The sequence below is a fragment of the Pontibacter coccineus genome (genome assembly GCF_030546575.1).
GTDB classification, from domain to species: Bacteria; Bacteroidota; Bacteroidia; order Cytophagales; family Hymenobacteraceae; genus Pontibacter; species Pontibacter coccineus.
Map to the genome: position 1 here is coordinate 26394 of NZ_JAUOTN010000008.1, position 22809 is coordinate 49202.

The following is a 22809-nucleotide window of genomic DNA, read 5'->3' on the forward strand; positions in this document are numbered from 1 at the left end:
TTTTAGCACTGGTCATATACAAATTGCAAAAGCGGCTTCACCTACCGGAAAAGTAGTATTACTATATATTCTGGTCCAATTACTCAACCCATCCGGTCATTTTTCGTTAAGCCGTCTGAACCTCCATTACATTAGCTTAGCAGGGTGTTTTCATTCGATTCTTTTAGTTTGTATGAATAAAATCTACTCGTTCGTCTACAGAGGAAAAACCAGACTGACAGTTTATATTGTATTATTTCTTTTTGTGGCATTTTCTGGAGTCCGAAGCACAGCCGCTTCGACTACGTTTGCCTTTTTTGCCACAGCCCCCGCAGCCGTTAAAGCGCAGCCTTCCCTGGTCGGTGCCATCACTGTTCAATGGAATGCGGTAACAGGTGCCACTCAGTATGTGGTGGAACGCTCTCTGTTTGCAAACAATAGCTTTCAGGCGCATGCCACCGTGGCTGCCACCAGCGGCAAAACAGTCTATGCCTATCGCGACACCGGGCTGGGTTACGGCGAGACCTACTATTACCGTGTAAAAGCTGTGACAAGCTCCGGCGACTCGCCCTGGAGCAGTACGGTGAGCACGACGACACATGCGCAGAGCAAGACCTTCAACATCATGCCGCTGGGCGACTCCAATACGCACGGCACCAAATTTAGCGATACCCGGCCTGATGCTGAGCGCATCGCTTACCGCAAGCAACTCTACGACCTGCTGATGGGGGCCAACGCCAAGTTCACCTACGTGGGCAGTGAGCGATCCGGCAGTGCGACGCTGGCAAACGACCAGCACGCAGGCTTTTCGGGATCCCGCACGGGCGATATCGCGAGTTTGCTGCGCACCAGCAGTTACCGCAACCAGGAAAATGTATTGGTATCGCGTGGTTCCGGCACCTACCTGGACAAGTTCAACCCCGATGTGGTGCTCCTGCACCTGGGCACCAACGGCGGGCAGTGGGGCGTTACCGACGACGAGCAGGCCATAGCTGAAATGGCCGCTATACTTGACGAGGTGGATGCTTACGAAGCCAGAGCCAACAAAGAGGTAACCGTCGTGCTGGCGCTCATCATTAACCGTGTTCTGCAGGAAAATGATCCGGCTGCAGTGGAGTTTACCTCGCGTTTTAATGCAAAAGTGGCTGCCATGGCAGATAACCGCATCAAAACGAAAAGCGACCGGCTCATTGTCGTGGATATGGAGAAAGCCGCCGACATCATCTATAAATTAGCGAGCGATGGCGGAGACATGGACGACAGCCTGCACCCGGCACCTTCCGGCTACCAGAAAATGGCCAATCAGTGGTTTAAGGTCTTGAATCCACTTCTGAAACCAGCCAGCATTACCGCCAGCAATCCGGAAACCACTATCATCAAAAAGCCGAATGAAATCTCCAAAGAGAAATCGGCCACGTTTGAATTTGCCAGCAATAAGAGCCCCGTATATTTCGAAGTGAGCCTAAATGGCGGTGCTTATGAAGCGGTCAGCAATCCTTATACCCTGAGCAACCTGGCCGACGGGCGCTATACCTTGTCGGTGCGTGCCGTGGATGCGGGCGGGCGTAGAGACGCCACACCGGCCACCCATACCTGGACCATCATCACAGAACCTCCCACACCACCGGTTTTCATTGCTGTCACCGAAGACCGGGGCCCGGTTAACAACGACCGCGTGACCTCCGATAACACCATCCGTTTGTCGGGTAAGGCTCAGAATGGGGTAGAAGTTACCGTGAGCGAAGCAGAGCGGGGCGTGTTGGGCAACGTAAAAACCAATGACAGCGGCGACTGGTCTTTTAATTACGAAGGCACCGACCTGCCAGCGGGTGTTTATCGTTTCTCAGCTACGGCCACCGATATTGCGGGCAACGTGAGCAAGGTCAGCAGTACCTTTACTGTCACCATCGACCTGACCCGTCCGGATGTTGCCATCACTACTGAGGCGAAAGCGCCGGTAACCAAAGCCTTCGCGATTCAGCTCAAGTTCACTGAGGAGGTATACGGCCTCGCAGCCGCTGATATTGCCGTGACCGGCGGGACGCTGAGCGAACTGAAAGAAGTGGACAAGTCCACCTATACGGCCACAATCACGCCTCCCGCCGACGGACAGGGTACGGTAGCCATTAGTCTGGCTGCTGCCAAGGCAACCGACCTGGCCGGAAACGCTAACACAGCATCTAACAAGCTGGAAATCGCTTATGACCTGAAGCGCCCGAAAGTGACGCTGAGTTCCGAGGCTCCGCTGATCGTGAAGGCACCGTTTACAGTGAAGTTTACCTTCGATGAAGCCGTGACGGGTTTTGCGGCAGCTGATATCAGTGTGCAGAACGCAACGGCAGGAAGCCTGAAGGCCGAGAGCGCTACGGTGTATACCGCCACCATCAGCCCAACTTCTGATGGGGAAGTAGTAGTGAGTCTGGCGGAGAACAAGGCAACCGACGAAGCCGGCAATGGCAACGAAGCGGCTGCCGAACTGAAGCGCCTCTACGACGTGGCGCCGCCAACCGTCACGCTGGCTACCACGGCGGGTGAACTTACGAATACGGCTATACCTGTCACGGTCACGTTCAGCGAGCCTGTGACCGGGCTTACCCTAACCTCGTTTAGCGCAACAAACGGCAGACTGAGTAATCTGCAGAAAACAGACAACACTACGTATACAGTCTTACTGACGCCTGAGGAAGATGGGGAAGTGAGCCTGCAACTAGCCGCAGACAAGGTCGAAGACCAGGCCGGAAACGGCAACACCGCCTCGAACGTCCTTAAACGCCGGTACGATGCCACTGCACCTACTGTAGTGCTGAGCACCGATGCTCCGGAGCTGACCAACAAACCTTTTACCGTGAACTTCCGCTTCAGCGAGGCAGTAGAAGGATTCGCTGTGGCCGATATCACCGTAGCTAATGGCGCAGCTGGCGAGTTCAAAAAAACAGACGATCGCACGTACAGCGCCCTGATCAAACCATCAGCCGATGGCGAAGTGACCGTACGGTTGGCGGCAGGTATAGCGCAGGATGCGGCGGGCAACCCAAATTCTGCCTCCAATACGTTAAGCATACGCTATGACGGCACGGCCCCATCCGGCTATACCGTGGCATTCGGTACCGAAAAAGTAGATCACGCCAACCAAAAACAGGTATCTTTCTCTGTGAAAGGAGCAGAGCAGGGCGCCACTTATTTCTATACCATCAGCAGCGACAAAGGCGGTACAGATGTAACCGGCACTGCCGCTGCAACGGCTACAGCTTTCAATATTGACAAGCTCGACCTGAGCGGTCTATTCGATGGCACGCTCACCCTCACGTTCTACCAGGTGGATGCCGCCGGTAACCGGGGCACGGATGCCACGGCACAGGTGGTGAAGATGACCAAAAACATCGTGACCGTTAGCAGTCCTGATGCGATCAGCGTACCGTTCAGAACCGGTTTTGGGGACTTGCCGTTGCCTGCACAGGTAAAGGTGCGCTACACCAATGGCGAGGAAGAAGAGCTGGAGGTAAAATGGCAGCAGGGCAACTACGATGGTTTAAAACCCGGCACCTATACCTTGAGCGGAGAGCTGGTGCTACCACCGAACACGACCAACCAGGACAACCGCATGGCCAGCATCACCGTGACGGTGGAGCCGAACCAGCCGCCGACGGCCATCGCCATCAGCCAGACCGCCTTTAAACCGAATGCGGCTCCCGAGGAAATACTGCTGACCTTCAGCACGACCGATCCAGATGACGAAACCCATACCTATACCCTGGTGAACGGGGAAGGAAGCAACCACAACAGCTATTTTGAGCTTAGAGACAATCAGCTATACCTGAAATCAAACACCGGACTGTCGGGCATCCGCAACTTCCAGATACGCGTGCGCACCACTGATCCTTATCAGAACAGTTTTGAACAGACTTTCATCCTCAACAAGGAGGTATACCAGCCGGCCAACCCGATCAAACTGGTCAACGCCTTCTCGCCAGACGGTGACGGGGTTAACGATACCTGGACTGTGCCGGAGCTCAAGTTCTATGACGAGATCAGCATCCAGGTATTTGACCGGGCGGGCGGGAGACTCTTCCATACCACCAATCCGGAGCAAGGGTGGGACGGGCGCAGTCAGGATGGACAGGTGAAGGATGGTTCCTATTTCTACATCATCGAGGTGAAAGACATTAACCTGGTGCAGAAGGGTGTATTAACAGTTCTTAAGTAAGCGTACATGAACAGATTAATTTTAACAGCGCTATTTCTATTGACCCTATCGGGGCTGCAGGCGCAGAACCGCAAGTATATCAGTAACTTCTCGGCGTATCAGCATTTCTATAACCCGGCTCTCACCGGTAGCGAAGGCTCAATGCTCCGCACCTATTACCGCAACCAGTGGACGGGATTTGAGGATGCGCCCAAAACGCTCTTCTTCTCGGGGGAATTGGATATGGCGGATATGAACAAGAAAACGGACAAAACCAGCCACTACCAGTACCGCGACTCGCGCAGCAATTACATGGGCGCCCGCCATGCTTTCGGCCTGATCGCCTTGCAGGAGCGCTTCGGCCCGACCAGGGAAACGCAGCTTGGCTTGAACTACGGCACCGGCGTGCGGCTTTCACAGTCGCTGAGCCTGCGTTTCGGCACTTCGCTTACTTTTAACAATTTCCGACTCGACGGCAACAGCCTGGTGGTGGACAACACAGGTGATCCGCGCTACCAGCACGTGCTGGGTGACCAGAACAGCATGAGCAAATTCGACCTGAACCTGGGTTTTGCCCTGGCTTCGGCCAATTACTACCTGGGCTATGCCATGCAGGACATCACCAAAGGCCATTTTATGAAGAGCGGCGATAGTTTCATGAAAGACGTGTATACCCGCAAGCACATCGGGCAAGCTGGTTTTCGTACCGCTATGACTGAACAGTTGGGTTTGATCGTGAATGGCCTCTATCAGTATGACGAGCAATTGAAAGGCACTTTAGAAGGACAGGTGAAACTGGTGTATAACGACATGCTGTGGGCAGGCGGGGGCTATCGCAACGATCAGGCCTTTCATGTGGGGGCCGGTCTGCACTACCGCCAGTTCCGCATCACCTACGCCTACGAGAGCCCCATCCAGGAGGCCCGGTCCATCAGCCGTTCTACCAACGAAATCGGGCTCGCCTATACCTTACGCCAATTTACAACTGACCGCACAGGAGGCAGTGGGCCTTTGTTCTGGTAGGGATTAGACACTATACAAAACAGTACCGATCGGGATAGCCAGCTCAAAGGTGGATCCCTGACCAGGTGTACTTTCTACCCCGAGTTTTCCATTTAGTCCGGCCAGCAATTGTTGCACCAATTGTAAACCCATCCCATAGCCAAGCTCCCCCTGGGTGCCGCAGGTGCTCGGCGTCTGTCCTTTCAGTATGGCCTTGACCTGGTCCTGGCTGAGGCCTATACCGGTGTCCTGCACCTGGATTTGTAGTACCCGGTTATTTTGCGTCAAGGTAAAGTCCAGGTAGACAGAGATTTCACCTAGAGGAGGCGTGAACTTAAGCGCATTCGAAACCAAATTGACCACGATCTGCATCAGCCTGGTTTTGGTAAAGGTTATGTCGCGAAGCGCTTCATTGATGTGCACCACGAAGCTGATAGCTTTTTCGGTGGCCTGGGGCAGGAACAGTTGCTCGAGTGCTTCCTTAAAACTCGCTAGCGTCATTCCATCCTTGATCTCTGGCTGCGCAGTTGGCAGCTGATTGGGCAGCAGGATTTCGTCAGCCAGCGCCAGCAGGGAGGCACTGCTCTTGTGGATCATTTGACTGATCTTAAGCACTTCCTCCGGGCTGCTCATGCCTTCTTTTTGAATAAGCCTTTTCGTTAATCCCATGATGCCACCGATGGGCCCGCGCACATCGTGTGCCACCCGTTTGTTCACGGTTCTGGACTCCGTCAGTTCGCTGTGCAACAGGCGCACCTCTTTCAGCAAAACAAGTCGTTTCACAATTTCATGGGCCAGGGCCTTGAGCAGGTCTATTTTGTCAGCAGATAACGTAACCTCGTTGCGGTCCAGAACACAAAGTGAACCTACGTTGTGCCCGTCCGGGGTGCGGAGCGGTACGCCAAAATAATAGCGCAGCATCTGCCCGTCCTTTACGCCAGCCAGGTCTTTGAAGCGCTCGTCCTCCTGCAGGTTCTTTACCTCAAAATGGTCCTGCTCCAGAATCGTGTACTGGCAAACCGAGTTTTCGCGGGGCGTCTGCACCATCGGGAATCCGTGACCTGCCACCGTCCACTGCGTGTACAGGTCGATCAGGTTGAGCAGGGAAACCTCTGTGCCGGCCACACGGGCAGCCAGGGAGGTAAGCTCCTCAAACTCTTTTTCTAAGGTATTGTAGTCTAAATCAAAAGCCATCAGGTCGAGGACCCGTTTGCTTTCATTTTCAGGGTAAGGTGTTTGTTGAGAGGTGGACTGGAGCATGTAGGGAGAGGGTATGAGTGCTGTAAACTAAACACGTTGATGAGTGGGAGAAGTTGCATAGCCAGTGTTCACCGGCTCCGGCTGGCGCAGCTGGTGAACGGTCAGCACAGCCAGGGAGAACAGGACAACCGCTACCAGCTGGTGCAACACGCCCAGACTGATCGGCACGGCCAACACGAGGGTGAAAATGCCCAACAGGACCTGTGCTATACCTGTCAGCAGCAATAAGCTGGCGATCTGTCTGATGCGGCCCTTCCATACCTGCTGCTTCACTTTGTACCACAGCAGCACAATGCCGGCAAGCGCCACAAACGCAAACCAACGGTGCAGGAACTGCACAGCCACACCATTTTCAAAAAATCCGGAAACGGAAACACTACTGAGAATGCCCGGGAAAAACTCGCCCTGCATTAGTGGCCAGGTGTTGTAGGAAAAGCCCGACTTGAGCCCCGCCACAAAGGCCCCGAGCACGATCTGGATCATAATAGCGCCCAGCACCAGCCACGACAAGGTAAATGCTGGACGTCTGGTTCTGGAATCGCTTTGAACAGGTGCGACCAGATCGGCCACCGTCCAGAGGATAACCCCCACCAAAAGCAGGGCCAGTGTGAGGTGCGCCGCCAGTCGGTAGTGGCTCACATGCGGATTTTCACTCAGTCCGCTCATCACCATCACCCAGCCCATCACACCCTGCGCCATACCGAGCAGCAAAATTAAAACCAAGCGCTTTACCAGCCAGGGAGCCAACATTTTACGGTACAGGAAATAAAGGAAAGGCACCACGAAGACGATGCCAATGAGGCGGCCCAGCAGGCGGTGCTGGTACTCCCATAGGAAGATCTGCTTGAACTCTGAAAGCGTCATGCCGAAGTTGAGCTTCTGGTACTCCGGAAACTGCTTGTACTTTTCGAATAGGATGACCCAGGCGCTCTCTGAAAGCGGGGGCAGCGTACCCGAAATTAAATTCCACTCTGTGATGGAAAGGCCCGAGCCGGTGAGGCGCGTAATGCCCCCGATGATCACCATGGCTACCACCAGCACAATGCCGCTGATGAGCCAGGCTACGACAGGTATAGAAACAGTTTTTTGACGCATAACATGGAAAAGAACAAATATCCATGTTTTTATACTGTCAGAAGATGACGAATGTCACTTTTTTAAATTTTATACCTACGTATTCCGCACCGTATCCAGAATTTCACTGGGAGAGCTTTTCGGGGAAATGTCATCGAAATCGCCACGCAAGGCCTTAAGGGCATAACGTTCTTCGTCTATCTCGCGGCGACTGCGGATGCCGAGCGACCGCATGATGGGCAGGGGAGGACACCAGCCCTGCAGGCCGTGCTGCAGCAAAAACGTGCTCACAATGCCCGGCAAAATAAACCAGCGCTTGTTTACGAAAGCCCCCAGCAGCGTGCCGGATAAAGCAAGTGTAGAGGCATTTATCTCCAGCGTGCGCTCTATGCTCCATTCCTGGTCGAGTTCGCGGATGCGCTCCGATATTTCGCCGTGACTGCGGCCTTTGTACCGGGCGATGCTCTGCCGGATGGAGCTGTCCATTCGCTCGTTTATACTGTCAGTTGTGCTCTCCCGCACACGTCCCTGTTCTTCCTGTTCTATAGTTGCCATCTGATGCTTGTTGTCGTTATCTTACTATAGTGCTATACGTCTCTGCCTGAATATTTAGTTGTGCCGGAAGTGAATCATGTCAGGGCTACGGTGCGTTATAGCGAAGACCGGTGGGCTTCTGTCGATATTTGTAAGTTTTAATACGAAATCTGTAAGCACCTCCGGCATTTACTGCCTACTTTTGTAAAAGAAACTGTATCTTCGTTACAACAGACGCACAAGCATTTGAAGCTGATTCGCACCATACTGACCCTGACACTGGCTTTGCTGGTTGTTTTCTCCTCGCTGGGGATGACGATCACGCAGCATCTGTGCGCGGGTGAGGTGATGTCGACGGCTTTCTTCTCGCACAGCGCTGAATGCGACATGGAAAAGCAGCGCGAGTCCCTGCCGGATTGCCACAAACCGGTCATGGACGACGATTGCTGCCAGGACCAGACCCTGGTGCTGGACGTAGAGGATGAGCAAACGCTCAGCCCGACCTTTAAGCTCTCTGTTCCCGATATGACCTTTATCGCTGCCTTTACGGCGGTATGGTCAGCCCTTTTCGAACTTTATGAGCCGGCCAATACCCATGTGCCGGTCTATGCACCGCCTTTGCTGGCGCAGGACATCCCCGTCCTCGTGCAATCCTTCTTGCTATAAACCTACTTTTTCGATGATGCCCGGCCTTTCTGGTCAGGTATAGCTATTGGCTTTCCCTATGGGGAGGCGCCATTTCTTTTTGCATTCAATCGAACAAGCATGTTAAATAGCATTATAAAGTTCTTTCTGGAACAGAAGCTGGTGACTGTCCTGCTGCTGCTCCTTATTGTGGGCTGGGGTATTATCGTGGCACCCTTCAACTGGAACGTAAGCTTCCTGCCGCGCGACCCGGTTCCGGTAGACGCCATACCCGACATTGGCGAAAACCAGCAAATCATCTTTACCGAGTGGATGGGCCGCTCTCCGCAGGACGTGGAAGACCAGATCACCTATCCGCTCACGACTTCCCTGCTGGGGATGCCCGGCGTGAAGACCATCCGCTCGACCTCCATGTTCGGCTTCTCGAGCATCTATGTTATTTTCGACGACGACGTGGAGTATTACTGGAGCCGTTCCCGCATCCTCGAAAAACTCAACGCGCTGCCAGCCGACCTGCTGCCTGCTGACATCACGCCCAAACTCGGACCTGATGCCACGGCGCTCGGGCAGGTATACTGGTATACCCTGGAGGGGCGCGACGAGGACGGCAACCCGGCCGGCGGCTGGGACTTGCACGAGCTGCGCAGCATCCAGGACTTCTATGTGAAATATGCGCTGGCCGGGGCGCAGGGCGTCGCTGAAGTGGCCTCGGTAGGTGGCTATATCAAAGAGTACCAGGTAGACCTCGACCCGGTGGCGATGAAGGCCAACAACGTCTCCATGATGGAGGTGATGAATGCCCTCAAAAACAGCAACCAGGAAGTAGGCGCCAGCACCGTGGAGATCAACCAGATCGAGTACCTGGTACGCGGGCTAGGCTATGTGAAAGAGATCAGCGACATCGAAGACGCCACGGTGCGGGTGGCCAACAACGTGCCGATCCGTATCCGCGACATCGGGCGGGTGAACATCGGCCCTGCTGACCGCTCCATGCTCGGCGTGCTCGACAAGAGCGGCGCGGAGGCGGTGGGCGGCGTGGTCATCGCCAGGTATGGCGACAACCCGTTGGCCGTCATCAACAACGTGAAGGCCAAACTCGACGATATCTCTGCCGGTCTGCCTTCCAAAAAGCTGGCTGACGGGCGCGTTTCCAAAGTGACGGTAGTACCTTTCTACGACCGCACACAGCTGATCAACGAAACCCTCGGCACACTCAACTCGGCCATCATCCTGCAGATCCTGATCACCATTATCGTGATCATTGTGATGGTATACAACCTGCGGGCCTCGCTAATGATCTCGGCGCTGCTGCCGCTGGCGGTGCTGATGACCTTCATCATGATGAAATACTTTGATGTGGACGCCAACATTGTGGCCCTGTCAGGTATAGCCATCGCCATCGGTACCATGGTCGATCTGGGGATCATTCTCAATGAGAACATTCTGCGGCACATGAAAGAGGCTCCACCCGGACAGTCGCTGCTCAAAACGGTTTACGAGGCCACCACCGAAGTGGCTACCGCCATCCTGACAGCCGTTTCCACCACCGTGGTTTCGTTCCTGCCGGTGTTTACGCTGGAAGCGGCGGAGGGCAAGTTGTTTGGTCCGCTGGCTTATACCAAAACCTTTGCACTGGTAGCTTCACTCGTGTTCACGCTCGTGTTCATGCCTGCCTTTGCGCATGTGGTTTTCGGTCTGAAGTCGCGCAACGTGGCGTGGAGCAAGATCCTGAACTGGGCCCTGGTTGGAATAGGTATAGCGGGTTTGTTCATCCTGCCGCTGGCAGGGGTGACGCTTTTGTTGGTTGCGGCCAATAACCTGCTCAATTTTTACCAGCCGGAGCGTTTTGGCAAATACCACAGTCAGGTGCTGGTGGGTATCATGGCGCTGGCCGTATCGTGGCTGCTAGCTACCGAGTGGGTACCGCTGGGCGTGTCGGTGAGTTACTTTGTCAACTTCCTGTTCATTATACTGGTCATAGGCCTGTCGCTGGGTTTCTTCCTGTTTTTTATCAAGGTATACCCGCGCGTGCTGAGCTGGTGTCTGGCTAACAAAGGCACGTTCCTGCTGATCCCGGCACTCATCATGCTGCTGGGCCTCAACATCTGGATTGGTTTTAACGGTGTGTTCGGCTGGGTGGCGACAGGCTTCGATAAAGTAGGAGTGAACGTACGCACCTCTTCGCCCTGGAGCAGTCTGGCGCACACTTTCCCGGGCATGGGCAAGGAGTTTATGCCCTCGCTCGACGAAGGGGCTTTCCTGCTGATGCCGACCTCGATGCCGCACACCGGCGTGGAGGCCAACAAACGCTACCTGCAGCAACTCGACATGCTGATTACGGCTATACCTGAAGTGGAGATGGTGGTGGGCAAAGCGGGCCGTGCTGAAACAGCCCTGGACCCGGCGCCAATGTCGATGTACGAGAACGTCATTCAGTATAAATCAGAATACATCACCGACGCCAATGGGTATAAGGTGCGCTTTGAGGTGGACGACGAAGGCAATTTTGTGCGCGACGAAAAAGGCAAGCTCATCGAAGACGAGCGCGGCGAGTATTTCCGCCAGTGGCGCGACCACATTCGCACGCCGGACGATATCTGGAACGAGATTGTGGCCGCGGCCGAACTGCCGGGCGTGACGTCTGCCCCCAAACTGCAGCCGATCGAAACCCGACTGGTGATGCTGCAGACGGGTATGCGCGCGCCGATGGGCGTGAAGGTATACGGACCTGATCTGCAGACCATCGAGGACTTCAGTATGCAAATGGAGCGCCTGCTCAAAGAGGTGCCATCCGTAAAACCGGAAGCTGTGTTTGCGGATCGTTCGCTGGGCAAGCCCTACATGGAAATTGACCTGGATCGCCGCGCGCTGGGACGCTATGGACTGAATGTGGCCGATGTGCAGGAGTACATCGAGGTGGCGATGGGCGGTATGGCGCTGACCACGACGGTGGAAGGCCGGGAACGCTATTCCATCCGGGCACGCTACGCCCGTGAGTACCGCAACGACCCTGAGTCCGTGAACCGCATCATGATCGCTACACCACAAGGTGGGCAGATTCCGCTCACAGCCCTTGCTAAAGTCGAGTTCCGTCCGGGGCCGATGATGATCCGTTCAGAGGACTCCTTCCTGACCGGCTACGTGCTGCTCGACAAGCAGGAGGGATTTGCCGAAGGGGCTGTGGTGGAAGACGCACAGCGCTACCTGCAGGGAAAAATTGCTTCCGGCGAACTGGTGGTGCCAACGGGGGTGAGTTACAAATTCTCGGGCAACTACGAAAACCAGATACGGGCCGAGGAGCGATTGGCGTTCATCGTGCCGATCAGCTTGATGATCATCTTCCTGATCCTGTACTTCCAGTTCCGGTCCGTGAGTACCACTTTGTTTGTTTTCTCAGCTATTGCCATGGCCTTTGCCGGGGGCTTTATGATGCTGTGGCTCTACGGGCAGGACTGGTTCATGAACTTCTCATTCGGGGAAACCAACATGCGGGAGCTCTTCCAGATGCGCACGTTCAATCTCAGTGTAGCCGTTTGGGTGGGCTTTATTGCCCTGTTCGGTATCGCCACCGACGATGGGGTGGTAATGGGAACCTACCTGAAGCAAAGCTTTGAACGCAACACCCCGCAAACGCGGGCCGAGGTGCGGGCAGCCGTAATGGAGGCAGGAAAGCGCCGCGTGCTTCCCTGCCTGATGACCACCGCCACCACTTTGCTGGCGCTGCTACCGGTGCTCACCTCTTCCGGACGCGGCTCTGACATCATGATTCCGATGGCAATCCCTTCCTTTGGGGGAATGTTCGTGGCCCTGATCACGCTGCTAATCGTACCGGTGCTGTACAGCTGGCGCGAAGAACTCAAAATCAAAAAAGAAACTGTATGAAAAAGATACTGGCTTTTATAATCCTACTGCTGGGGGCGATGCCCCTGGTGCAGGCGCAAACGCTGGAGGAGTACCTCGTAGAGGCAGGCGAAAACAGTCCGACGTTGAAGGCCCGCTACGCCGAGTACCAGGCGGCCCTGCAGCGTGCCCCGCAGGTGGGTGCTTTGCCGGACCCGGAGGCTTCCTTTAACTTCTTTTTGCAACCGATGGAGCGCTACATGGGCAACGAGGTAGGCGGTGTGACTGTGATGCAGATGTTCCCCTGGTTCGGCTCTAACAAAGCGGCAAAGGACGAGGCAAACTACATGGCACAGATGAAATTCTCTTCCTTCATTGAGGCAAAAATAAACCTGTACCACGACGTGCGCACTGTTTGGTACCAGCTATACCTCAACGACCAGGAAGCGGTTCTGATGGAGCGCGAAGTGGCGATCATGAAGGCGCTGGAACGGCTGGCGCTGGCTAAGTATACGTCTGCCCCGGCAGGTGGCAGCTCAGGTGCGGCTACACCGGCTCGCAGCACGACGGGCAGCTCAAGCAGCTCTTCTGGCACTGCCGGAAGCAGTGGCTCCGGTATGGCAGGTATGGGTGGTTCTGGTAGCAGTGCCGCAAGTAATAGCGGTGGCAGCATGGCGGCAGGAGGAGGTAGCATGACAAGTATGGGCAGCTCGGGCGGCTCTTCTATGGTTGATGTGATGCTGATTCGGCTGCAGTTGAAAGAGCTCGAGAACCAGATGATGATACACCATGAAGCCCGCCGCCCATTGCAGGCTCAGTTTAACCAATTGCTGCGCCGGCGACCAAGCATGACCGTGCTATCAGCTGACACGCTGTTGCCAGTGCCACTGCCGGCTACCTTGTCGCTGATCGAAGACTCCATCCGCTCAAACCACCCGATGCTTAAAATGTACGAGTGGGATGAAAAGGCCCGGGAGTCACAGTTACGGATGGCACAGCTGATGGGCAGGCCGATGTTCGGGGTGGGGCTGAACTACATGATCTTCAAGCCACGTCCGGAGGATGGGATGCAGATGGGGGGTGAGAATATGATCATGCCGATGGTGAGCGTGACTCTCCCGATTTACCGTAAAAAATACAATGCGGCCAAAAAGGAGGCGGAATTCTCGCAACAGGCAGCTGTTTACCAAAAGGAGGCGACGGAGCGGGAGCTGTTCACGGAGCTGGAGAATCTGCTCTACCAATACCAAAGCGCCGTGAGCCGCATCAACCTGCTGAAGGACCAGATCACGCTGACAGAACAGACTATACGCCTGCTTACGACCAACTACTCCGTATCAGGCACCGGTATAGACGAGATCATCCGCCAGCGCCAGTCTTTGCTCACTTACAAGCAGCAGCAGGTACAGGCCATCACCAACCAGCACATCGCTGTTTCTGCTATTAACCGCATGATGCAGGGGGATAATTAAGAGCCTGTTTTGACTAAGGACTATTGGACAATAGTCAAAGGACTTTTAGGCAAGCAAGGGCAACCGAACTAAGAAGCTATACCTGTATACAGGCAGTGGCTGGAAAGACCCACTTGGAAATGAATGAGGTAGGGGATAACAGTGGTGTAGCATCATCCTGTGAATCCTTTAATCCTGCAAATCCTGATACAGACAGAAAATGGCAGTATGATGGCAATCAAACACAATCAGTAAGAACAACAGTCATAAACACATAAACATGACAGCTAGAAATAAAAGAATCGGAACCTACCTACTCGTGGCCCTGGGCGGATTGCTGCTGGGCTGGCTGCTGTTTGGCGGCAGAGGTTCAGAACAGGCGCATGACCACACCGGCGAGGTAGCCGGCGCCACGGAGTATACCTGTTCCATGCACCCGCAGATCAGGCAGGACGGACCCGGGAAGTGCCCGCTTTGCGGCATGGACCTGATCCCCGTGAGCAACGGAGGAAGTGGCGGCAACACAAGCCGCTATGTGCTGGAGATGACACCGGAGGCCATTGCGCTTTCCAACATCCAGACGACCAAACTTGAAATGGTGAATCCGGAGAACGAGCTGACGCTTTCGGGGCGTGTGGCTTTGAACGAACAGCAGGTTTCTTCCATCACGGCCAAGTTTCCGGGACGAATTGAGCGGCTTTATGTGAACTTCACGGGGCAGGAAGTGCGCCGCGGCGAGCGACTGGCTTCCCTTTACTCGCCGGAACTGATCACGGCCCAACGCGAACTGCAGGAAGCCGTGCGCGCCAAAGACTTGATGCCGGAACTTTACCAGGCGGCCCGCGCCAAACTCAAGCTCTGGAAACTGTCTGATGCCCAGATCAAGCGCATTGAGAACGCTTCGGACATCATCACCAATTTCGACATTTATTCTGATGCCGCTGGCGTGGTCACAGAGCGCCTGGTAAGTACCGGCGACTATGTGACCACTGGTTCTGCGCTGTTCCAGGTAGCTAACCTGTCGTCAGTATGGGTAGTGCTGGATGCCTACGAGGCTGATCTGTCGTGGATAAAGAAGGGCGGCAACATCACCTTCACGGTGCCAGGTATACCCGGCAAGGAATTCACTGCCAAGGTTGCCTTTATCACGCCCGTACTGGATGCCACGACACGCGCTATTGAAGTGCGGGCGGAAGTGCAGAATCCGGGCAACCAGCTGAAGCCGGGTATGTTTGCTGATGCCCGCATCAAGACTTCTACAGGAGCAAAAGCACAGTCGCTGTCGGTGCCAAGCAGCGCCGTACTGTGGACCGGCAAGCGCTCGGTGGTGTATGTGAAAGTTACGGATCAGGAGATGCCGGCTTTCGAGATGCGCGAAGTAACGCTCGGCCCACGCATGGGAGATAGGTATGTAGTGGAGTCTGGTTTGCAGCCAGGCGAAGAAGTGGTGACGAACGGCGTGTTTGCCGTAGACGGCGCGGCCCAGCTACGCGGTAACTACAGCATGATGTCCCCTCCGCCAGCCGGTGGGCCCAAGGCGCCAGAGGCTTTCCAAAAGCAACTGACCGAACTTGTAGACCAATACTATACCTTGAAGAATGCGCTGGTGGCATCGGATATTCCGGCTGCGCGTCAGGCGGCGGGTACCTTTGCGATGAAACTGGGCGAGGTGGACATGAAAGAACTCGATGGTAAGCTGCATGATCAATGGATGGCCCTGCTGCCGATGTTAAAATCAAATGCCGAAGCGATTCAGAAAAGCCGCGATCTGGAAAAACAACGGGCCGCTTTCTCACCTTTATCCGACCATGTTATTGAAGCTGTGAAAGTGTTCGGGATAGAGCATGAATTAGCCTACATTCAATCCTGCCCGATGGCGCTCGGTGATAAAGGTGCTTTCTGGCTGAGTGAGGTCAAGGATATACGCAACCCTTACTTCGGAGAGGCCATGCTGACCTGCGGTGAAACAGAGGAGACGTATAGGAGAGGACAGAATGCAGGATCAGCGTCAGCGGAGCAACCGGCTGCAGCGCCACAGGGACATCAGCATTGAGTATGACAAAATAGCTTTAATTACAGGCCGCCAGTTCACATTTGTGTTACTGGCGGTTTTGTTTTGTAAAGGTGTAGTCGGTGAAGGTACAGCTACTTTGCTTGTAGCAACTGCTGCTGGTATAGCCATTTGTGCTATTGCATAGCTGGTTTTTCGCCTGTGCGGCGGGCACTCACTTTTTTCCTTGATGAAAAAAGTAATCAAAAAAATCAAGATCCTCCAAACTCGCTGACCGCTCGAACAGTGGAGTATCGTAAAAGTGCACCTGACAAAGCTTTCTACTTCGTAGGTTCAGTACAAGTATGTTTTGCTATACCTGCCAGCGTTTCATTTGGTGTGCTGCAATATTAAGAACTACAGCGCTTATACCTGCAAAGCAGTAGTGGCAAAAAGCTCCCCTCCTTGGATAAGGAGGGGCAGGGGTGGTTGGACCCGGTTCTGCAAAGAAACTGCTGAAGCTACAAACCCTTTACATTTGAAATGGCAATAGCAGAGATTCCCCTCTCGAGAGGGGCAGGGGTGTGTTAATCTTGCTGAGCTTAAATCTACTACGATGCTATACCTTAGAATTAGCAACAACAGACTCCCCGCCTGTGGGGGTAGGGGCCCTCTTGAAGGATAAGGAGGGGCAGGTTGGACCCGGTACTGGGAAGGAACTGCTACAACTAAGAAGCTATACCTGATTATGATAAAGGCCAAAGTCTCTTTTGGGCGAGAAGTCGCCCTTCGAAGGGGGCAGAGGGATGACAATCGTGCACGAAAATCCTGTTAATCCGTGGTGGTAGGGGCCCTCTTTAATCCTGATTTAGACAAGTTATACCTGTTTGCACTCAAAACACTTGCGGTACTGGTGGGCACTGAAAGACACTGCAAAATCTTTGCTCGCATCACAGGCCTAATCAATCCTGTTGTCGGGTAGGGGGTAAAAAATGGAAGCCAGATGAAGTGAAAAAGACACTTGCGTGCCACTGGAACAAAAGTTAAACTATTCTATATGCCCCTTGCCAAATAAATCCCTTTCAAAAACTCAGCTATACCTGATCTCCATTACCTCCACTTCCTCTTCCACACGGCCCAGTTTGAGGTGCAGTTTCTGCCCAACTTTAGTGCCGGTCACAGCTTGCGCGATGGGGGCTACAAATCCGATCAGCCCTTGCATGACATCCGCTTCGTCTACGCCCACAATGGTAAATTTCCGGATGTTGCCGGGTTTGCCACCACTGATGGTGCGTAACTTGACGGTGGCACCAAAGCGAACTTCATCAGTGGTTTGCTCTTGCGGATCGATGACCCTAGCGCTGGCGATTCTACCGTTCAGGGCGCTGAGTTTTCCGTTGAGGATGGTGAGCTGGCGGGTGCGGTCGGCCTCGTTTTCGCGGTTGGCTTCTGCCTGGCTGCGTTCAGATTCCAGTTCTTCTAGCTCGGCCCGGAGCTTCTCCAATCCCTGCGGACGCACGTAGTTGGGCACCCCTGCAGGCAGGGCGGCACGGGGCGGAATGATGGGCGCTTCGCCCGCGTCGTCTTCTTTTACAAATGCACGGCTCATGTCCCGTTATACAGCAAGGGAGCGACAGATGTTTCTGCCGCTCCCTTTTCTTGTCGCTAAAGTATAGTAACTGTCGCTAAACCACCCGGCAATCTTGAAGTTCGATCAACTGAACCTATTTATTTTTGTCAATAACCTTACATTGGCATTTGCAGCACATACTCTTTGCCTTCCGGGACAGTCAGCTTATACCCCCTGATCCAGGGGTTGTAGAGGCGCAGGGTTTTGTAGTTGATGCCTTGTTCCAAAGCAAAAGCGGGCAGGTCGTTGATGGTATTGGTTACAGAAAGCGGCTTGCTGGGCAGTGGCTTGTAGCCATGCTCTACGGCCAGGTCAAAGCCGTATTTCTGCGGATTGCCCAGTATTTCTTTCAGCGCCAGGATGCGGAACATGTAGCGGGACGTCTCGTCGTTCAGGTATAAGTCGTAGTAGTCCGTTACACCCTGCTGTTTCATGGCGCGTTCTATACCTGCCATGCCGCGGTTATAAGAGGCGGCGGCGTTGGTCCAGTTCCCGAACTTGGCTTTGGCGGTTTTGAGATAGCGGCAGGCCGCCAGGGTAGACTTCTGAATATGGTAACGCTCGTCTATTTCACTGTTCACCACCATGCCATAACCTCGGGCCGTGTCGGGCATCAACTGCCAGAAACCGGAAGCGCCAGCCGGCGAGGTCACATGGCTCAGCAAGCTTTCGGCCAGGGCAAGGTATACGAAGTCCTCCGGTATGTCATTCTCCTTCAGTAGTTGCTTGATTTCAGGCACATAGCGCTGCATGCGCTTGAGAGCCAGTAAGGTGCTGGTATGCAGATAGGAATTGGCCAGCAATTCGCGGTCGAGGCGCTCGGCTACATCCGGCACGTTCAAGGGCACGGGTTCGCCCGCAAAGGTAATGGCATCGGGCAGGGCAGGGGATGTGAAAATCTGCCTGTTTGTTTCAAACGCCCGGTCGTTGCGCTCGTTTGGCGTGGCGTTCAGCTTCAGGCTGTTCTCGCCGGTGAATTGTAAAACCAACAGGGGGGCGACCAACACCCATCCGTACTTAATAAATTGCTGTTTCATAGCGTGCTCCTTTCTTATACCTATCTGTTATAACCTGAAAACCGTGGGCGAATTGTGTTTCAAGGTAAGGAAAAATGCAATAGGATGCCAGCTGCTACAGTAGTTTTTAAACTGGCAAAAAGGCCATTATGAAAATATTTTCACCCTAAAATGGCTCTAACGAACACGTCAGGTATAAGATGAGCGCTTTTCAGGCATCGGACGAAAGAGTATTGATAAAGAGTTAACATATACGTTTTGCAATATTCCGGAGATGAGCGTATACTTGAAAATGTGCCCTTACTTTCCAAGCATAAAGGTAAGCGCCCTGGGCATGCGCTTCGCCCACGCGGCTTCGTTGTGCTGCGCATTTCTGTCCAGTATCCAGATATAGTCTTTGCCCACGCGGTAACCTTTTTGCTTCAGTGCCTGGAGCATCTCGTCTATACCTGGCTGCAAACGCGCCTCGAGGTCGATGCCGCCGTTGTCGATGTAAAATTTCAGCTTCTTCTTTTTGCCGGTATAAGCCTGCACCTCTTTCACATAGTCGATGTGCATGATCTTAAAAGCAGGTGACATGCAAATGGCCTTGCTGAACACCTGCGGATATTCCCAGGCCAGCATAAACGCCATGATGCCCCCAGCCGACGAGCCACCCGTTAAGGTATGTTTCGCACCCGGTTTGGTGCGGTAATGCTGATCGATGAGCGGCTTAACCGTGTTTACCACAAAGTCCATGTAAGCGCTCCCTTTCATACCCGGTACATACTCTTCCATACGGTCCGGAGTGTTGTAAATTCCCACGATGATGGTGGGCTCCATTTGCTTGATCCGTATAAGGCTGTCGGCTGTTTCGTCGATGCGCCAATCTACCCCAAACGAGCTGGTGGCTGGATCGAACACGTTTTGGCCATCGTGCATGTAGAGTACCGGGTATCGCTTGTTACTTTGCTCGTAGCCCGGAGGCAACCAAACGATCAGGTCGCGGGGTTTCAGACTGTCGGCGGTGAGGCTCCGGTGGTAGCGCACTGTACCCGTAATGCCGCCGGTAACTGTTCGCGCTTCCTTCTTCAGCCAATGCCTCAATTCGTGCTGCACGGTGGTGTCGCCTTTGAGTTGCAGGCTGAAGTTTGGCAAAGGCTTGCCTTGTGCGTCGGTAGCCTCGGAGTCCCAGGAACCCAGCGTGAACTTGTAAGCAACTGATGGCTCTTTCAGGTATAGCGTCTTTTCCCATACCTGTCCGCCTACAGCTTGTAGCGCCACTTTGTCCGGCTGCCAGTTACCGAGCGCTGGCGAACTGCCGCTCAGGTATACGTGCTGCGAATCCAGCATTGTGGCAGCGTTTATCCGGAAGGTCACGCGGACGCTATCGGGCCGTTGTTGCCCCGACACAGTCAGGCAAAAGCTGCCCATAGCAAGCAAGGTCAACAGAAAGCGTTTCATAAGTTTTGCCGCATGTGGTTCTGCCGCAAAGATAGGGGAAATGTCACAGACAGCGGACGTCGAGCGTCAGCGGTTCGTCGGGATTGAGTTCCTTGGTGCTCACGACGTAGTGACTGAAAGCATTGAGGGCGCTTTTCTGCAGGGCATGGTACACCGCATCGCTGGGCTGGCAACAGATCTGCATGTAATTGATGCCTTGTTTATAAAGCTGCAGCGATACCTCGGGCAGGGTATGGATGTTGTCCTGGGTCAGGTTGTAAATGGTCGTCGTTTTCAATACCGATCCGACCAGGGGCACATACTTGTTCGTCCGGACAAATCGTTTTCCGAGCCATAGCCCACCGCTCAGCACAGGGCTCACGGACTTCACCTTAAACTGGTATACCTGGTGCGTGTGCCACAAGCCGAGCCCACTATCCGTCACTTCGTAGTATTCGCTCAGGCTATCGCTATCGGAGAGCAGCGATATATTGAAAACAGGCTCCCCGATGGCAGTATTTTCGACCCGGATGGTGCGCGCTGTTGGGAAGGTCAGGTATAGGAATTCGTACCGGAAGGTATTGCGGTAGGATTTGGAGATCAGGTGCAACATGGTGAGGTTGCCTGACCGCAGGGTAGTGCATTGGCGCGTCAGTCCCTTGGGCTCAAAAAAGCGCTTTCGCAGGCAGGTAGCCAGTTCTCGCCCGATGCCCCTGTTCCGGACAGCTGGGTTGACCACCACGTCGAAACCAAATCCTGTATGCTGCAGTTCGCCGTTGATACGCATGGGAGCCTTCGCAGCAGTGGCACCAGCCAGTACCTTGTCATCTGGCCCAATAGCGACAAAGGCAGTATAGTCTTCAAAAAGCGCTGCCCGACTCAGAAATTCCGAACGCACGGTTTCAAGCTTGACCATAAACCCTTGGGGAGACAGACGCTCGATTTCCAAGAGCGCCTGTTCATGTTCAGGACGATAGGGCACTATTTTGAAACCCTTGTTTTTCTTGGCCATCGTGGCATGAAGTAGCTGCCTTCTTAGCGCTAAGCGAACTTCTGCGGGTAGGGCAAGTGGTAAGAATAGGTTAACTAATCTTCTTTTAAGTACGATTTATTTTGTAAATAAGCTAATATAAATTTTGATTATATTAAGTGAATGAAGGTGCTCTGAAAATTTATTGATTCATTAAAATTGATGGTGGAACATCCTGCATAAACCCGGTGAGATAGTTAGGTAAAGGAGTAGGAATACGAGGATAGGCTAGTTGATTTTAAAATAGAAAAGCCCCTCTGGTTAGAGGGGCTTTTCCTGCGGTTAGTTAAGCGTATGTTAAGGTGTAGTAGTCGCAATTAATCCCTGTATGATCTGCAGCAGGCCAGATGGGTATACCCCAATGTAAACCAGTAGCAAAGCCAGCACAGTCAGCGTTCCCACGCTCGCCACATAAATGGATGGCCGTAGTTTGCCGCGCGGCTCTACCTGAGTTTCCGCTTCAGGCTGCTGAAACATGACGGCCACAATGCGGATGTAGTAGAAGAGGCCGATGACACTGTTGAGCGCCAGCATCACCACCAGTAGCCACAGTTGCGTGTTCACGCCCGCGGCCAGAATGTAGAACTTGCCTACAAAGCCAGCCGTGAGCGGTATACCTGCCAGCGAAAGCACCATGGCCGTGAACACAGCCGCCGTCCAAGGCCTGCGCCAGAGCAGGGCGCGGTAGTCCTCGAGTTGCTCTGCGTCCCGCTCCTTATCGGAGAGCATGGCGACCACCCCGAAGGCGCCGACGGTGGTGATGAAGTAGGCCACCAGGTAAAAGGTCACCGCTTCCACACCCATTTCGTTGCCTGCCAGGAAGGCCACCAGCAGGTAACCCAGGTGCGCAATGGAAGAGTAGGCGAGAATGCGCTTGACGTTGCGCTGCAGCAGGGCCAGCAGGTTGCCAGCCAGCATCGAGGCGATGGCCACGATGGTAAAGATCAGCACAAGCGTCGGGTAGCGGAAACCATCCACTTCCATAAAAAAGCGAATCAACACGCCCAGCACGCCGCCTTTGGAAACCGTGGCGATAAAAGCCGTCACCGGTGCCGGAGCGCCTTCGTACACATCCGGCGCCCACATGTGAAAGGGCACCACACTCAGTTTAAACCCAATGCCCACGATCATCATCCCGAAGCCGGTGAGCAGTAGCAGCGGCAGTTCAGTAAAGCTCGCAATGGCGGAGGCTATACCTGCAAACTCCATGGTGCCGGTACTGGCGTAAACCAACGCCATCCCAAAGAGCAGAAATGCGGAAGAGAAAGCGGCCAGGATCAAATACTTTATACCTGCCTCGTCTGAACGTTCACGGGTACGGAGGTAGGCGATGAGGGCGTAAAGCGAGACGCTCAGGATTTCCAGACCTAAAAATAGCGAGGCGAAATGCGTGCTGATGACCAGTACGCAGGTCCCGATAGTTGCCAGCAGGAGCAGGATGTAATACTCTTCCTTGCGCTCTTCCCGTTGCTCAAAATAGGCATAGGAAAGCATGCTGATGAGCAGGGCCGTGAGCAGGATCATGCCGATGTAAAAAACGCCGAAGCCGTCGATGACCAGTAGCGGCCCGATGGTATAGCGCCCCACATCGCGCAGGTCATAGAGCGACGCAAAAGCCGCCAGGAAGGAAACGGCCGTGATCACATACATGATCTTATGGTTGCGCCCCACGGCAATCACCAGCATGGATACCAGCACGGCAAAGGTGAGGATAAGCAGCGGCATGAGGTGTTGGAAATCAGTCAGCGTCATG

The 22809-nt window shown here is 54.0% G+C and carries 14 protein-coding genes; 6 read left to right on the forward strand and 8 right to left on the reverse strand.

The genetic code is table 11. From position 1 onward, the window contains the following. The first annotated feature begins 244 nt into the window (after positions 1–244). Together Q4E40_RS16845 and Q4E40_RS16850 are read left to right on the forward strand one after the other, a co-directional pair. Positions 245–4183 (forward strand): Ig-like domain-containing protein, encoded by a 3939-nt coding sequence (locus tag Q4E40_RS16845; RefSeq protein WP_303413795.1) that lies wholly within the window; start codon positions 245–247, stop codon positions 4181–4183. A 6-nt stretch (positions 4184–4189) separates the two neighbouring features. Beyond that, on the forward strand, positions 4190–5185 hold the full coding sequence (locus tag Q4E40_RS16850; protein ID WP_303413796.1) for a PorP/SprF family type IX secretion system membrane protein: 996 nt from the start codon (positions 4190–4192) through the stop codon (positions 5183–5185). Positions 5186–5188: 3 nt separating this feature from the next. Here the strand turns inward: Q4E40_RS16850 and Q4E40_RS16855 are convergent, their stop codons facing one another. From Q4E40_RS16855 to Q4E40_RS16865, 3 genes are all read right to left on the reverse strand, one after another. Further along, positions 5189–6358 carry a GAF domain-containing sensor histidine kinase gene (locus Q4E40_RS16855; protein ID WP_303413799.1) on the reverse strand — a complete coding sequence of 390 codons (1170 nt, stop codon included), beginning with the start codon at positions 6356–6358 and terminating at the stop codon, positions 5189–5191. 93 nt (positions 6359–6451) lie between these two features. After that, positions 6452–7519: a COX15/CtaA family protein gene (locus Q4E40_RS16860; protein ID WP_303413800.1), complete on the reverse strand. Its 1068-nt coding sequence runs from the start codon at positions 7517–7519 to the stop codon at positions 6452–6454. A gap of 75 nt (positions 7520–7594) precedes the next feature. Beyond that, positions 7595–8053 carry a hypothetical protein gene (locus Q4E40_RS16865; protein WP_303413802.1) on the reverse strand — a complete coding sequence of 153 codons (459 nt, stop codon included), beginning with the start codon at positions 8051–8053 and terminating at the stop codon, positions 7595–7597. A 225-nt stretch (positions 8054–8278) separates the two neighbouring features. Between Q4E40_RS16865 and Q4E40_RS16870 the strand changes: the two genes are divergently transcribed. The 4 genes from Q4E40_RS16870 to Q4E40_RS16885 all read left to right on the forward strand — a co-directional run bounded on the left by Q4E40_RS16870 (position 8279) and on the right by Q4E40_RS16885 (position 16021). Continuing rightward, positions 8279–8698 (forward strand): HYC_CC_PP family protein, encoded by a 420-nt coding sequence (locus Q4E40_RS16870; RefSeq protein ID WP_303413804.1) that lies wholly within the window; start codon positions 8279–8281, stop codon positions 8696–8698. Positions 8699–8797: 99 nt separating this feature from the next. After that, positions 8798–12559, forward strand: a complete 3762-nt coding sequence (locus Q4E40_RS16875; RefSeq protein ID WP_303413806.1) for an efflux RND transporter permease subunit — start codon at positions 8798–8800, stop codon at positions 12557–12559. Then, entirely contained in the window at positions 12556–13989 is a 1434-nt protein-coding gene (locus tag Q4E40_RS16880; protein ID WP_303413807.1) for a TolC family protein, read from the forward strand. The genes Q4E40_RS16875 and Q4E40_RS16880 overlap by 4 nt, the downstream gene beginning before the upstream one ends. 259 nt (positions 13990–14248) lie before the next feature. Further along, on the forward strand, positions 14249–16021 hold the full coding sequence (locus Q4E40_RS16885; RefSeq protein ID WP_303413808.1) for an efflux RND transporter periplasmic adaptor subunit: 1773 nt from the start codon (positions 14249–14251) through the stop codon (positions 16019–16021). A gap of 1027 nt (positions 16022–17048) precedes the next feature. Here Q4E40_RS16885 and Q4E40_RS16890 read toward each other — a convergent pair. The 5 genes from Q4E40_RS16890 to Q4E40_RS16910 form a co-directional block, all read right to left on the reverse strand. Then, a complete protein-coding gene (locus tag Q4E40_RS16890; RefSeq protein ID WP_303413809.1) occupies positions 17049–17567 on the reverse strand; it encodes a GreA/GreB family elongation factor in 519 nt (172 codons plus the stop codon). A 137-nt stretch (positions 17568–17704) separates the two neighbouring features. Continuing rightward, the gene (locus tag Q4E40_RS16895; RefSeq protein ID WP_303413810.1) at positions 17705–18625 is read right to left on the reverse strand and encodes a lytic transglycosylase domain-containing protein; all 921 of its coding nucleotides are present in this window, start codon (positions 18623–18625) and stop codon (positions 17705–17707) included. 279 nt (positions 18626–18904) lie between these two features. Then, positions 18905–20047, reverse strand: coding sequence for an alpha/beta hydrolase-fold protein (locus Q4E40_RS16900; RefSeq protein ID WP_303413811.1), 1143 nt, complete (start codon positions 20045–20047; stop codon positions 18905–18907). A gap of 43 nt (positions 20048–20090) precedes the next feature. Then, entirely contained in the window at positions 20091–21038 is a 948-nt protein-coding gene (locus Q4E40_RS16905) for a GNAT family N-acetyltransferase (RefSeq protein ID WP_303413814.1), read from the reverse strand. A 315-nt stretch (positions 21039–21353) separates the two neighbouring features. Next, a complete protein-coding gene (locus Q4E40_RS16910; RefSeq protein ID WP_303413816.1) occupies positions 21354–22808 on the reverse strand; it encodes an NADH-quinone oxidoreductase subunit N in 1455 nt (484 codons plus the stop codon). Position 22809: the final 1 nt, after the last annotated feature.